General features: G+C 69.0%; 11 protein-coding genes. 2 read left to right on the top strand and 9 right to left on the bottom strand.

Going from position 1 to position 14281, the window contains the following annotated elements:
* The 6 genes from CLV54_RS08880 to CLV54_RS08855 form a co-directional block, all read right to left on the bottom strand.
* Positions 1-915, bottom strand: a complete 915-nt coding sequence (locus CLV54_RS08880; RefSeq protein ID WP_100344616.1) for a carbohydrate ABC transporter permease — start codon at positions 913-915, stop codon at positions 1-3.
* Positions 912-1847, bottom strand: a complete 936-nt coding sequence (locus tag CLV54_RS08875) for a carbohydrate ABC transporter permease (protein ID WP_100344615.1) — start codon at positions 1845-1847, stop codon at positions 912-914. The genes CLV54_RS08880 and CLV54_RS08875 overlap by 4 nt, the downstream gene beginning before the upstream one ends.
* Positions 1844-3223, bottom strand: coding sequence for an ABC transporter substrate-binding protein (locus CLV54_RS08870; RefSeq protein WP_100344614.1), 1380 nt, complete (start codon positions 3221-3223; stop codon positions 1844-1846). Before CLV54_RS08870 ends, CLV54_RS08875 begins: the two co-directional genes overlap by 4 nt.
* Positions 3224-3308: 85 nt before the next feature.
* Positions 3309-4406, bottom strand: coding sequence for an enolase C-terminal domain-like protein (locus CLV54_RS08865; RefSeq protein WP_100344613.1), 1098 nt, complete (start codon positions 4404-4406; stop codon positions 3309-3311).
* Between the two features lie 58 nt (positions 4407-4464).
* Complete coding sequence (locus CLV54_RS08860) at positions 4465-7815, bottom strand: discoidin domain-containing protein (protein ID WP_211294500.1); 3351 nt, start codon at positions 7813-7815, stop codon at positions 4465-4467.
* A gap of 141 nt (positions 7816-7956) precedes the next feature.
* Positions 7957-8751 (bottom strand): FadR/GntR family transcriptional regulator, encoded by a 795-nt coding sequence (locus CLV54_RS08855; RefSeq protein ID WP_100344612.1) that lies wholly within the window; start codon positions 8749-8751, stop codon positions 7957-7959.
* Positions 8752-9000: 249 nt separating this feature from the next.
* Here CLV54_RS08855 and CLV54_RS08850 point away from each other — a divergent pair, with 249 nt between their 5' ends.
* Positions 9001-9357, top strand: a complete 357-nt coding sequence (locus CLV54_RS08850; RefSeq protein WP_100344611.1) for an L-rhamnose mutarotase — start codon at positions 9001-9003, stop codon at positions 9355-9357.
* Positions 9358-9424: 67 nt separating this feature from the next.
* Here the strand turns inward: CLV54_RS08850 and CLV54_RS08845 are convergent, their stop codons facing one another.
* The gene (locus tag CLV54_RS08845) at positions 9425-10693 is read right to left on the bottom strand and encodes a type II toxin-antitoxin system HipA family toxin (protein ID WP_100344610.1); all 1269 of its coding nucleotides are present in this window, start codon (positions 10691-10693) and stop codon (positions 9425-9427) included.
* A complete protein-coding gene (locus CLV54_RS08840) occupies positions 10686-10901 on the bottom strand; it encodes a helix-turn-helix domain-containing protein (RefSeq protein WP_100344609.1) in 216 nt (71 codons plus the stop codon). Before CLV54_RS08840 ends, CLV54_RS08845 begins: the two co-directional genes overlap by 8 nt.
* Before the next feature lie 191 nt (positions 10902-11092).
* Between CLV54_RS08840 and CLV54_RS08835 the strand changes: the two genes are divergently transcribed.
* Entirely contained in the window at positions 11093-12085 is a 993-nt protein-coding gene (locus CLV54_RS08835) for an aldo/keto reductase (protein ID WP_100344608.1), read from the top strand.
* 10 nt (positions 12086-12095) lie between these two features.
* On the opposite strand, the gene CLV54_RS08830 is transcribed toward CLV54_RS08835, so the two are convergent.
* The gene (locus CLV54_RS08830; RefSeq protein WP_245861532.1) at positions 12096-14273 is read right to left on the bottom strand and encodes an alpha-galactosidase; all 2178 of its coding nucleotides are present in this window, start codon (positions 14271-14273) and stop codon (positions 12096-12098) included.
* Positions 14274-14281 lie beyond the last annotated feature (8 nt).

The following is a 14281-nucleotide window of genomic DNA, read 5'->3' as shown; positions in this document are numbered from 1 at the left end:
TTACTCCTTGGTCGACCCGGCGAGCATGCCCGAGACGAGCGCGCGCTGAGAGAAGAGGAAGACGACGAGCACGGGCAGGATCGCGATGAGGATCGACAGCGCGAGCTCGGGGCTCGTGATGTTGAGGCCGGCGCCCGCGACGGGGTTGAACGAGGGCGTCGAGGAGAGCAGCTGGTTGAGCCCCACCTGGATCGGGAACTGGTCGCTGCTCGGCAGCACGAGATAGGGCAGGAAGAAGTTGTTCCAGTTGCCGGTGAAGCTGAAGAACGCGACGAGCGCGACCACGGGCTTCGCGAGCGGCAGGGCGATCCTGCTGAAGACCTGCCACTCGTTCGCGCCGTCGATGCGGGCGGCCGCCAGCATGTCGCGCGGGATGCTCGTCGAGAAGTAGATGTAGACGAGGTAGACGCCGAAGGGGAAGAACGAGAACGGCAGGATGATCGACCACACGGTTCCGATGAGCCCGAAGAGGTTGAGCTCGAGGAACAGCGGCAGCACGAGCGCGGCCGAGGGCATGATCATCACGAGGAGCGTGACCGAGAGCAGCAGCTTGCGCCCGCGGAACCGCGTGAGCGCGAGACCGTAGCCGGCGGGGATGCTCGTCGCGAGCGTGAGCACGAGCGAGCCGACCGAGTAGACGGCCGAGTTCTTCAGCCAGAGGAGCAGCACGCCGTCTTGGAACGACATGAGGTTGTTCCAGGCGGTGCCGAGGTTGGCGAAGGAGCCGAAGCTGAGCGGCGCCTCGTGGATGAGGTCGGCGGCCGTCTTGGTCGGCGCGAACAGCAGCCAGAGCACGGGCAGCACGAAGAAGATCACGAGGGCCAGCAGGATGAGAACGAGCACCGTCACCGAGAGAGCGCGCGACGCCCGGCGTGCGGGCTTCGCTCGCGAGGGTGCGAGAGGGGAAGCGGTCATTCGTCGTCCACCTTGAAGAGTCCGGAGCGGGTGACGAGCAGAGCCGCGCAGATGAGGCCGAGCACGAGCAGGAAGATCGAGATCGCCGCCGCACCGTTGAAATCGCCCTTCTGGAAGGCGTAGAGGTAGGCGAGCTGGTTGGGCGACCAGGTGGGGCTCACGCGCCCGAGGCTCGCGGTCTGCAGCAGCTGCGGTTCGACGAAGAGCTGGGTTCCCGCCGCGAAGGCGAGGATCGTCATGTAGGCGATCCACTTGGTGATCATGGGGATCTGGATGTGCCAGGCCGACTTCCAGGGCCCCGCGCCATCCATTCGCGCGGCTTCGAGGATCTCGTCGGGGATGTTGTTGAGCGCGCCGTACATCACGACGATCCAGCCTCCCGCCCCCGTCCAGAACGCGATGATGACGAAGATGATCGGCAGGTTCTCCGGCGCGAGCACGCTCCCGAACGATTGGAAGCCGAGCGACTCGAGCAGCCAGGAGACGGGGCTCACCGAGGGGTCGAGCATAAACAGCCAGACGAGCACGCTCGCGACGCCGGCGAGGGCGCCGGGCAGGTAGAAGAGGAAGCGCAGCACCGCCGACATGCCCGGGCGCACCCGGGTGCGCAGCACGACGGCCGCGAAGACCACGAGCACGATGAGCGTGACGAGCCACATGACGAGGTAGACGAGGATGTTGCCGAACGCGGGCAGGAATCGGTAGTCCTGCACGACCTTGATGAACTGCCCGAGACCCGTGAACTCGCCCCGGTCGTTGGTGACCGAGAGGTAGAGGGCGTACAGGGTGGGGAACACCCCGAAGGCGAGGAGCAGGATCGTGTACCCGGAGACGAAGAGGTAGCCGACCGCACCGCCGCCGGCACGGCGCCGCGGGGTTCCGCGGCGCCGTGCCGGCTTCAGGCCGGTCGCCTGTGTGGCGGTCGAGGTCATTTCTGCGTGACCGTGTATCCGACCGACTTCGCCTCGTCCGTGATCGCGGTCTGCCAGGCGGGCAGGGTCTCGGTGAGCGTCTTGCCCGCCGTGAGGGCGGGGAGGACGACGCTCGACCAGGCGGTCGCGTCGCTGAAGCGGGTGTTCGACCAACCGGTCCACACCTCGTCGGCCGCCGTCTTGAAGGCGTCGCTCACGTCGTTCGCGAAGTACTCCTTGTTGGCGGGGTTGGCGAGCCAGGCATCGGCCGCCGGCGCGAACGCCGGGTAGGTGGGTGCGCCGGCCTGGACGTCGTCGGACGTCGTGATCCAGGTGACGAGGTCGGTCGCGGCATCCAGGTTCGCGCTGTGCGAGGAGACCATCCAGGTTCCGCCGCCGACGTTGCCCGTGAAGTTCTCCGACTCGCCCTCCCAGCCGAGCGGCGGCGCCGCGGCGATCTGGCCGGCCGGGATGGCGAAGGCCGAGTTGAAGAGGTACTGGCCGTACCACGACGGGCCGACCGCCACGAGGGTCTTCGCGCCCGAGTCCTTGGCGAAGCCCTGGCTGAAGAACGCCTCGGTGCTCACGGCGCCCTTGGCGATGAGGTTGTCGAGCAGGGTGGCCATGCGCGTGCAGTTGCCGTCTTGCAGGTCGACGCGCAGGGTGTCGGGCTTCACGAGGTCGAAGGCCGGGCACTGGCTCGACCAGAAGTACGACTCGTGCGAGTTGGTGTCGCCGACCGAGCCGACGAGGTAGCCGGGGTGCTCCGCGGCGACCTTCTCGCCGAGGGCCTCGTACTCCTCCCAGGTGGTGGGCACGGAGTAGCCGAACTGGTCGAGCAGGGTCTTGTTGTACCAGAGCACGACCTGCGCGATGTCGTTGCGCAGGCAGTAGGTGTGACCGTTGAACTCGCAAGGGGTGAGCGATCCGGTGGCGAAGTCGTCGAGGGTGTCCTGCGGCACGAGGTCCTCGTCGAGCGGCGCCGCGAACGGGATCGCGTCGGGTCCCGTCGGCTGCGAGGCCCAGGTCACGTCGACCGGGGGCGCGAAGACCACGTCGGGCCAGCCCTCGCCCGTGCGGTCGAAGAGCTGCACCTTGGTCTGCAGGTAGGTCGAGCCGTCGGCGCCGCCATCGTAGGTGACGATGTCGAGCTTGGCGTCGGGGTGGGAGTCCTGGTACTGCTGCACCGCGGGAAGCCGGGTCGAGTCGGCCCAGACGGTTATCGTCGAGCCTTCCTCCTGAGTGACCGGGGTGAACTCCGCTGAGCCCGAGTCGGTCGACTGGTCGGCGCTCGCGCAGCCGGCCAGGGCCGCGATCGCCGAGACGGCGAGCACGGCGACCGCGCTGCGCACGAGTGCGCGCCGGGATCGTGCGGGGAGGGAACGTGGTGACTTCATCGTCGTGCCTTTCTAGCTGCTGTCGTGCGAATGTTCGCACAGGGGGTTGGGTGAGGGAAGGGAGTGAGGTGAGGAATGGAGGTCGTCATACGGCGACCTCGACGAACCGCTGCAGTTCGGGCCCGTAGTCGAGGTCGGCGGGCAGGGCGATGCCCGGCCCCGTGGGCGCGTGCACGAGCCCGGCTGCGTCGACGTGCCGTTCGCGCACGACCGTGCTCGAGGTGACGAGCGACTCGTAGTAGGTGGTGTTGGAGATGGCCATGCAGAGGTGGTGGTTCGGGATGTCCGAGCCGTGCACCTCGGCACGCAGGCGGAACGCGTCGGCCAGGTGGGCCGTGCGCATCGCGCCCGTGATTCCGCCGCGCAGGGTCGTGCCCGCACGAACCCCGAAGGTCGCAGCACCCGCGCGGATGAAGTCGGCGGAGTTCATGTGGGCGCCGTCGGAGGTCTCCGCCACGAGCAGCGGCACGTCCACCGAGCGGGCGAGCTGCGCGTACGCCGAGATGCTGAACTCCCGCATCGGCTCCTCGTACCAGAGGTAGCCGGCGTCCGAGAGCGCACGGCCCAGGTAGACGGCGTCGGGGAGGTCGAAGCCGGCCGAGCCGTCGTACATAAGCGGGATGTCGTCGCCGACGTGCTCGCGCAGGGCGAGGCACAGCGCGGCGTCCTTGCGGGCATCCCCCCAGGCGTGCAGCTTGATGGCGGGATAGCCGAGCTCGAGGCACTGGTCGGCGACGTCGAGGAACTCCTCGGTCGTCGCGAACGTCGCGGTCGAGGCGTAGGCGGGGATCTGCGTGCGGAAGCCGCCGAGCTCCTGCCAGACGGGGCGGTCGTTCATGCGCCCGGCGAGATCCCAGAGCGCGATGTCGACGAGGCCGAGCACCGGCAGCGGCAGCTCCTGAATGCGGTCGAGCTCCCAGATGCGGTGCCACAGCCATTCGCGCTGCAACGGGTCCTGGCCGATGAGCTCCTCGCGGAACACCCGGTCGACGATGTCCTCGAGCATCACGGCGGCCCCGGGGCGGGCGAAGAGCGCGACGCCCTCCGCCCCCTCGTCGGTGCCGATCCGCAGAACGGAGCCGTAACCGGCCGGAGCGCTCCCGCCGAGCCCCGTCCTCCACGCGAAGGGAGGGTTGGCGGCCGGGACGAATATCCGGTGCGTTTCGACTGAGGTGATCTTCATGCTGACTTTCGGTGTGAGGGTGGAGCCGCCGGAGCGGCCGTGGGTGATCGGCGGCGGATCAGAGCCCGCCGTAGACCGCGATCTCGTAGATGCTGCCGCCGTTGCCGCTCGACCCCGTGACGGTGAGTCGCAGGTAGCGGGCGGTGACCGGCGCATCCGGGATCGAGGCGCTGTCGGAGCCCGTCGTCGAGAACGTCGTGTGATCGTCGAGGGTCGACCAGGCGGTCGCGTCGTTCGAGTACTCGATGCGGTACGTGTAGCCGCTCGGCTTCTCGAACGTCGTGACGACGCTGTTGATCTGCGTCTCCTCCCCCAGGTCGAGCTGCACCCACGACGGGTCGGGCAGGCCGAGGCCCTGCGCCCAGCGGGTCGAGGGGTCGCCGTCGGCGACCCGGTCGGGGGTGTTCTCCTCGGAGAACGACGAGGCCGTGACCGCCGCTCCGACGGCGAGATCGGTGCCGTCGGGCATCGTGACGGCCGCCGCGGGGCTCGCTGCCGACTCGTTGCCGGCGTCGTCGCGGGCGGTCACCGTGAAGGAGTAGCCGGCCGACGGGGTGAGGCCGTCGATCCGAACCGAGAGGGTGGATGCCGGAACCGTGCGCACGAGCGTGCCGTCCCGGTACACGGAGTAGCTCGCCACCGCGGTGTCGTCGCTCGTCGGCGACCAGGAGAGGTTCAGCACCCCGGGCAGGAGCGGGACGGCGGTCGGCTGCTCCGGCGCGACCGGCGGCTCGGTGTCCGTCGTGTCGGCGCTCGGGGTGCCGTAGACCTGCAGCTCGTAGATGCTGCCGCCGTTGTAGTTGGAGCCCGTGATCGTGAGACGCACGTAGCGCCCGCTCACTCCCGCGGAGACGACCGAGTAGTTGGCGGCGGTCGTCGTGTCGGCCGAGGTGTGGTCGTCGACGGGCGTCCAGCTCGCGGCATCCTTGGAGACCTCGATGCGGTACTTGTAGCCGCTCGACTTCTCGAACGTCGTGATGACGCCGCTGAGGTCGTAGCGGGCGCCGAGATCGACCTGGATCCACGACGGGTCGGGAAGCCCCAGCCCCTGTGCCCAGCGGGTTCCGAGGTCGCCGTCGACGGCGAGCTCCGGGGTGTTCGGGTCGGAGTACGAGGAGACGGTCACGGTCTTGCCGAGGGCGAGGTCGGTGCCGCTCGGCATCGTCACGCTCGTGGCCTGGCTCAGCGGGGACTCGTTGCCCGCGGCATCCCTCGCCGTCACCGTGAAGGAGTATCCGGCGCCCTCGGTGAGCCCGCTCACCCGCACGCTCGGGCTCTTCGACGCCGAGACGAGCTCGCCGTCGCGGTAGACCGAGTAGCCGGTGACGGCGACGTCATCGGTGGAGGCGGGCCAGCTGAGGTCGGCGACGGTCGGGAAGCCCGCGGTCGCGACGGGTGTGCCGGGAGCGGTCGGAGCGGTGGTGTCCGTGGGAGCGGGCCCCGGGTCGAGGTGCCGGTAGTCGGCCTCGAGCCCCGCGGCGTTCACGATCGAGGCGGGCAGCTGCTCGCAGCCGGGCACCGTCGTGTTGTTCGCGATCGTCGTGCGGAGCGTGTTCGCCTGCGCCGTGTAGGCCGGCTGGGTGATGAAGTTGTCGTCGGCCGTGATGTCGAGCCCGTGGTTGAACAGGATCCACTGGTACGCGGCGTCGCAGATGGCGTTGCGGGTGGTGTGGAACCACTGGCTGCCCTCGTCGTGGTAGATCGCGCCGTAGGCCGGCGTCGGCACGCCCTTGATGTAGTTGTCGGTGATGATGCTTCCGGGGCTCGAGCTGATCGTGTAGATCGCGCCGCCGTCGGCTTGCAGCTTCATGATGTCGCTGATCTCGTTGTAGCGGATCACATTGTCCTTGCTCGGCGTCGGGGTGTCGTAGACGGGAACGCCCGAGTTGTCGGGGTAGTTCGTGTCGCCGCCCTGATCGGTCAGCCCCCAGCCCCAGCCGAGCGAGATGCCGCTGTAGGGCAGGTCGTAGACCTTGTTGTGCTCGATGACGGTGCTGTCGGTGTAGGTCGCGAGGATGCCGGTGCCGCCCGTGTACTCGACCGCGACGTTCGTGATCACGTTGTTGCTCACCGTCGTGTTCCTGACGATCTGGCTGTCGTGGTCGGGGTGGTGGTCGACGATGTCGGTGCCGCCGATCTGCAAGCCGGTCGCCGAGATGTCGCGGAAGACGTTGCCGACGATGGTCGTGCCCTGCGCGCCCGTGTTGAGATTGAGCCCGACGGCGCCGAGGTGCGTGAAGACGTTGCCGCGGAAGGAGACGCCGTCGCTGTAGCCGACGTTCACGGCCCCGGGGGTCTTCAGCCAGTGCAGACGGGTCGAGTCGAACGTCGGGTTGCCGTCGCCCACCATCCGGAAGCCGGCCTGGCCTTCCGCGTGCCCGTCGTCGGAGCTCGGGGCGAGCCACGAGGAGTAGGAGAAGGTGATGCCCTCGAAGGCGATGTCGCGCACGGGGGTGTCGACGGTGCCCTCGACGTCGACGAGGCCTTCGACGGTCGGCACGACGACCGAGGCCGTGGACAGATCCTGGCCGGCCTTCGGCATGTAGTAGAGGTCGCCGGCGGCCTTGTCGAGGTACCACTCGCCCGGGGTGTCGAGCAGCTCGTAGGCGTTCTCGATCCAGGTCGGGTTCTGCATCTCCTGACCGGGCTGCAGGTTGGCGTTGTGGAAGCACGGCTGCTGCATCGTGATGGCGGTGCCCGAGATGGACGCCACGGGGCAGCGGTAGAGCTTCCAGCCCCAGCGGCTCGTGATCTCGATGTCGGACTGGTTGTTCCAGGCGGACATCGTCGCGTCGGGGGCGGTGAAGCCCGTGGCGGTCTTCGAGAAGCCTCCCGGATCCTTCGGGCCGCGTGCGCGGGTCTCGCGCTCGCCGTCGACGTAGAGCTGGCGGGTGTCGATGGCGCCGACGTGGGCCTTGTAGATGCCGCGGGCCGCGTCGGAGACCGACCAGCCCGTGACCGTGGTTCCGCCGCTGACGACGGGGGTCTCGCCCTCGCCGGCGCGGTAGGTGATCGTGTGGCCGTTCGTGCCCGAGTCGCGCTCGTCGAGCTCGAGCGGGGTGCTGAGGGTGTGCGTGCCGCCCAGGAGCACGACGTCGATGTCATCCGTCATGTCGTCGTTGATGGTCCGCACGTAGTCGCGCGCCCGCTCGAGGGTGCGGAAGGGCGTGTTCTCGTTGCCCGCCGCGGTGTCGCTGCCCGTGGGCGAGACGTAGACCTCCGTGGTCGGTGCGGGCGGGTTGCCGCCGCCGTGACCCGGCCCGCCCCCGTGGCCCGGCCCGCCCCCGCCGTGCCCGGGCGCGCCCGGCAGGCCACCGCCGATGCCGAAGATGCCGAGGATGGCGATGACGATGCCCGCCAAGAGCTGCCTGATGCCTCCGAGGCGAAGAAGCGACGTGTATTTCGACACTGAAATCTCGATTCTGCTTGTGGATGGATGCGGATGACGATTGTGCGGATGACGACGCCGGCCGGCGCGGCCGGATGCGGGCGCGACGGATCAGCGCCACCGTGCCGGTGCACGGTTCGCTCGGATGTCTCGAGTGCGGGTTTAGGGGGTTGTGTCCGGATCGCGGACGAACGCGAAGAGCCGATCGCGGATCTTGCGCTCGAACTGGTGCTGGGTCGTGTCGATGTGCTCCGACATCAGCCGCGATGCGAGGTCGGTGTCGCCGGCGCCGATCGCGTTCGCGATCTCGAGGTGCTGGCGGCCGGCGACCTCGAACGAGCCGGGCACGTCGCCGTGGAAGAGCAGGGTGTCGGTCTGGGCGGCGAAACGGCGGATGTTGACCACCCCGGACTGCAGGAAGACGTTGTGGGAGGCCGCGCTGATGCTGTCGTGGAACTGGGCGTCGGCCCGGGCGAACTCGTCGACGTTGTCGGCCGTGGAGGCGACGATCGAGCGCTCGGCGCTCTCGCGGATGGCCTTGACCTCGATCGGCGTGGCCAGCGTCGCCGCACGCCGCGCGGTGTCGGACTCGATGAGGCGCCGGTAGTCGAGGAGCATGAGCACGTGCTCCATGTCGGTCGGCTGGAAGTGCGCGAGCTGTTCGTCGGCCAGCACACTCGACGATGCTGCGACGAAGATCCCCGCGCCCTTGCGAACGCTCACCCGCCCCATGGCGGCGAGCACCTTGAGGGCTTCCCGGGTGACGTTGCGCGTGGCATCCAAGGCGTCGGCCAATCCTTGCTCGGTGGGCAGCCGGTCGCCGGGGCGCAGGTCCTGCTCGGCGATGTACTGCAGCAGACGCTCCGCGACGAGCTCGTAGCCCGGCCGGTAGGGCGCGGCGCTCTCGGGCGCCACGCCGCGCTCGGCGGATGCCGCGCGGGATTCCTGTGCTGCCATCGCCGGGCCCTCGTCTCTGAAGAATCTCATCTAAACCGGATTCAGTATGACATCTGCGGCGTAATTGTCAAAATAGATCTAGTTCTTAATTGCTCACTGTGTGCGAAATCGGGCTTTCGATCGCCGATCATCAGGGAAAACGGGCCTCATCGGTGGCGGTTTGATTGAAATAGATATGATTTAACCTGGATTCAGCGGCCCGCTTCATCCTTCTCCCCCTCATCCCCTCGCAGCTGCCGGAGACCCGCCATGCACCCAGACGTCGACGAGTTCGAGTTCACGACCCGCCTCGCGGCGGGCCGGGAACGCGCATACGAGGAGTGCCACCGCGCCGTGCCCCGCGACCTCGACGCGAGCATGCGCGACGCCGGAGTGCTCGCCTGGGCGATCTTCCGGAACGGCACCGTTCTCACACATCGGGTGGTCGCGCGCGACGCCGAGGCGATGCGCGCCGCCCTCGACGCCGATCCGGTCAATCGCCGGTGGCAGGAGGAGGTGGCGCCCTTCCTCGACGACGGCGCACGACCGGCACCGGAGCCGCACGAGCGACACGAGCCGCACGAGCCCGGCGCGCTGATCTGGGACCTCTCCTGGCCGGTGCGATAGCCGAGCCCATGCGACAGCCGAGCCGAGGATGATCTCCGAACAAGCCGTGTGGCGCACGGCCGGCGGGTCAGCTCGACCAGCCTCGACTCGTGGCGATGGCAGCGACTGCATCGGCGACCGTCTGGGCGAAAGGCGCCTCCAGCAGCGACGCCGCGCCCGCGAACGCCTCGGTCACACCGTTCCTGATCTCGTCGACTCGCCGTTCGGCCCAGTCCTCGTCGAGCGACAGCTTGTGTGCCACGGTGACGAGATCCCGTTTGGAGATCGCATCGAGTCGATACTCCCCACCGATCCTCATGGCTCCCTTCAGCGGAGCCGACGCCGGGTAGGGCGCATGGGTTCCGAGGTCGTAGAGGGGCGCAAGTCTCACACTCCGCCCGCTGAGCAGCAACGAGTAGTTCTTGGCGTGGGCGTCTGTGCAGGCGGCGGAGACCGAGAACACGAGCGCGCCGAAGAACTGCTCCTGCGCTCGTCTGCGCGCATCGAGGTCTGGGATGGAGCCTCGGAGGAGCTCCGCGATCTGCGCAACCCCGGGGCCGCCATCCGACTGGTATTTCTTGGCGGGCGGGACGGACAACGCTTGGCAGACGTCCTCCTGGTGCAAGCGCGCCCAACGGCCGTTGATCTCGACCCTGTCGTACCGGCGGGTGACGAAAACACGATCACCAGCGTGTGTGGTCACGATCCCATGATCGGCGACATCGAGCCCGAGCCTCTCGGCCGCCCCCATGGTGACGTGCTCGTTGATGTCGTGGTCTGCATAAGGTCGGACCGCAGGCTTGAGGATATGAGTCGTCGGCGTCGAGTCGTCCGGTACACCCCAGGTGCCGTCGTCGAACCGGAAGAGCGCGATCTTCGGCTGGGCGCCGGGCAGGCTCCAGCGGGCTTCTGCACCGGAACGGCTTCCCCACGTGTCCGAGTTCTCGACGACGTCGCGGATCAGCTCCGAGAAGTCGGCCGCACTCAGCCGCTGGATTCTCCCCCGCCGCACGGCGGCATCGTCGGAGTCGACTCCCGGCGGCAACAGCTGAATCGCTCCCGCGGCATCCCGCCCGAGATAGCTCAGCAGGGCGAACGGACTCGTCGACGTACGATATTCGGCTGCCAGCCGCGCGAGGCGCGCCTCGTTGTCGGGCAATAGTCCCTGCAGGAACGGAACGACTACCCGAGATGGATGCCGTTCCCGCGTCAGAGGCATGGAGAGCGACAAAGGGGTCGGGTTCGCCGACCTCCGGTAATCCTCGTCATAGTCGAAGGTCGTGTTGCCCTGTGCCGATTGTGCGACGATTCCTGCCTTCGCACCATCCATGTAGACGAAGAGTTCCTTGTCAGCCATCGATCTCCTCCACGTCGAGGACGAGTCCGAGTGCCGTGAGCACGTCGAGGACTCTCGCCAGCGGCACCGTGGCCTTCCCGTTTTCGAAGCGCCCGAGCCACTCCCTCGTGACCATTGCTCGTTTCGCCACCTCCTGCTGGGTCATCCCCAACCGCTCCCGGCGGTCACGAACCAGCCCGCCGAGCTCTCGCGCCGTGTGCACCCTCATGATGGCCTCTCGATAAGTGCGTGATCGCGCACTTATTTCATTGTGCGTGATCGCGCACAATTTGTAAAGTGCGTGATCGCGCACTGCGACCCGACACTTCAACGACACGCCTCGCACACGCCAAGCACACGCCAAGCTAGAGGTGCCGTCGCTTTCGCGGCGGCGCACGATCGAGCGGCGGGAGGCCACTGATGAGCGACAGCCACGACACCCACGACAGCCAGGACACCCACGGCATCGACGACGGCACCGGCCTCGAGTCGCGCATCGGGCTGGGGCTCGCGGCGATCGGGCGCCCCGCCTACATCACCGAGGGGCGAGACGACGACCTCGGCGAGGGCGCCGCCCGGTCGGTCGCGATGATGCAGGAGCGCGCCCACAACCTGCTGGATGCCGCGTGGTGGCTGGGCATCCGCTACATCGACGCCGCGCGGTCGTACGGCCTCGCCGAGCATTTTCTCGGCTCATGGCTGGAGACGCATCCGGGTCGCCGTGACGAGCTCACGATCGGCTCGAAGTGGGGCTACGAGTACGTGGGCGAGTGGCGCATGGATGCCGCGACCCACGAGCGCAAGGAGCACAGCCTCGCGATGCTCGACCGGCAGTGGCCACAATCGGTGCAGGCGCTCGGCACCGCTCCCGACGTGTACCTCGTGCACTCGCTCACCCCCGATAGCCCCGTGCTCGCCGACGGAGCACTCCTCGACCGGCTCCGCGGGCTCGCCGCGGACGGGGTGCGGGTCGGCTTCTCGACGAGCGGACCGAGCCAGGGCGCCGTCATCGAGGCCGCGCTCGCGCTCGACGACTCCCCTTTCACCGCCGTGCAGACGACGTGGAATCTGCTCGAGCAGTCCGCCGCCGACGCGCTCGCGCAGGCGAACGAGGCACGATGGCTCGTGGTCGTGAAGGAGGTGCTCGCGAACGGCCGCCTCACCTCCCGGGGCGCCGAGACGGATGCCGCGGCCCTCGCCGCGGCCGACGGCCAGCCGCTCTCGGGGCTCGCGATCGGCGCCGCCGTCGCGCATCCGTGGGCCGACGTCGTCTTGAGCGGAGCAGTCACCCGCAAGCAGCTGCGCGAGAGCCTCGCCGCGAAGGTGCCGCAGCTGCCCGCAGACCGGCTGGCCTCACTCGCCGAGCCGCCCGAGAGGTACTGGGCCGAGCGCGGCGCCCGCGCCTGGAGCTGAGGGCGACGGCTCAGAGGGCGACGACGCGGATGAGCACCGAGCGGTCCGGGTCGAGGGCGGGGGCCTCGACCCCCACCGCGCGCAGCACGGCGCCGGGCAGCTCCAGGGCGGCGGATGCCTCGGCGAACCCGTCGCCCGCGGCATCCGTGCGAGCCCACGGCGGCAGTCCCTCCCGATGAGCGGCGGTCTCCCCCGGCGCGACGACCGAGACGCGGTACCGTCTCGCATCGTCGAGCCCCGGGAACCGGATGCGGCCGTTCGGCCAGGTCGTGGAGCGGTCGAGCGCGGTGAAGCCGTAGAGCGCCTCCGAGCGGTCGGCCGAGACGACGCCCTCCAGGCGCAGGGCCGGGTCGCCCAGATCGGCGTGGACGCCGACGCCGGAGTGCAGGAGCTCACGATTCGCCTTGTGGAAGGCGATCCAGCCGGTGACGGCGGCGAGCTCGGCCTCGCCGAGCTCGAGGAGGTCGACCTCGAGGCCGAGGTGCCCCCAGATCGCCTTCTCGCCACGGAACGAGACGGGATGTGCTCGATGAGTCGTGTGCGACTCGTGCGCTCCGATGTGAGTGCCCTGAAGCTCGGGGGGCAGGAGGAGTCCCGTCCAGCGCTGAATCTGCGCTCGCTCGTGCGGGTCGTTGCAGTCGCTCGGCCACACCCTGTCGGTGAACTCGAGGACCCCCAGGTCGACCCGGCCGCCTCCGCTCGCACAGGATTCGATCTCGAGGCCCGAGTGCTCCGCCTTCAGCTGCGCCATCATCCGATAGGCCTGGAGCGTCTGCCGTCTCAGGCCGGCGCGGCCGGAGGGGGTGTGCCCGGCATCCAGGAGGTAACGGTTGTGGTCCCACTTGATGTAGTCGATCGAATACCGGTCGACCAGCCCCGAGATCTGGGCGAAGACGTGCTCGTAGGCCTCCTCGTGGCCGAGGTCGAGCACGTGCTGGAAGCGGGAACTCGGGCCGGCGCCGTGCCCGGCGTCGAAGATCCACTCCGGATGCTCGCGAGCCAGCCGGGAATCCAGGTTGACCATCTCCGGCTCGAACCACAGGCCGAACTCCATGCCCAGCTCTCGCACCCTCTCGACGAGCGGATTGAGACCCGCCGGCCAGAGGCCGTCGTCGAGCTGCCAGTCGCCGAGCGAGGTGGTGTCGTCGCGGCGCCCGGTGAACCAGCCGTCGTCGAGCACAAAACGCTCCGCCCCGGCCGCAGCGCCCGCCTCGGCCAGACGCAGCAGGGTGTCGAGATCGTGGTCGAAGTAGACGGCCTCCCAGGTGTTGACGATCACCGGCCGACGCGTGCCCGGATGCTGCGGGCGCGATCTGACGAAGGCGTGGAACCGTGCCTGCACCTCGTCGAGCCCGACACCCCACGAGCCGTAGAACCAGGGGGTCGCGTAGCTCTCGCCGGCGCCCAGCACGACCTCGCCGGGCGCGAGCGTCTCGGCGCCGGTCAGCCGCCGTACGTCGGAGGGGGTGCGCTCGATCGCCTGCACCTGATTGCCGCTCCAGGCGAGATGGGTCGCCCGGACGACGCCGGATCGCGCGCCGAAGCCGCTCTCTCCGGCGATGGTCAGCAGGGTGTTCTCGAGGCCCGGCTTGCCGCCTCGGGACTCCCGCACCCACTCGCCGACGTTGAGCGGGAGCCGCTGCGGCGAGCGCTCCCTCGCCCATCGCCCGGTGAAGTCGAGCACCTCGGTGGCGTCGTTCGGCAGAGGGAAGGCCAGCTCGATCCTCTGCACCTCGTACGGGGTCGCGTCGGTGTTGCGCAGCTCGGCACGCTGGCGCACCACGCCGCCGGCCTCGAGCACCTCGATCGTCAGGGTGAGCTCGAGGGCGTACTCCGGATCGATCGCGGTGCAGCTCAGCGACTGGCCCGCCTCCGAGAGCTGCGCGGTGTACACGGCGTGACGGAAGCACGGCGCCCACCGCGTTCCCCCGCTGTCGCCGAGCAGACCCGGCCTGCCCAGCCAGCCGGTCGCGAGCTGCGCGAGCACGGGCACCGGCTGCGGCACCGAGACGACGCTGTCGCGGAGCACGGGTCGGCTCGACGCGAGGAGCCCTGCCAGGTCGTCGGCCGTCAGCGGGCCGAGGAACTCGCCCCAGTGCAGGATGCGGGGGAGCTCACCGCCATCCGTCGCTATGACGAGGCTCGTGCCTCCGGCTGCAAGATGGACGACGGGGTCGGTGATCGTCACCAGGGTCT

The organism is Compostimonas suwonensis, assembly GCF_002797855.1.
Taxonomy (GTDB): domain Bacteria; phylum Actinomycetota; class Actinomycetes; order Actinomycetales; family Microbacteriaceae; genus Compostimonas; species Compostimonas suwonensis.
This window is presented reverse-complemented; position numbering and strand designations above follow the sequence as displayed.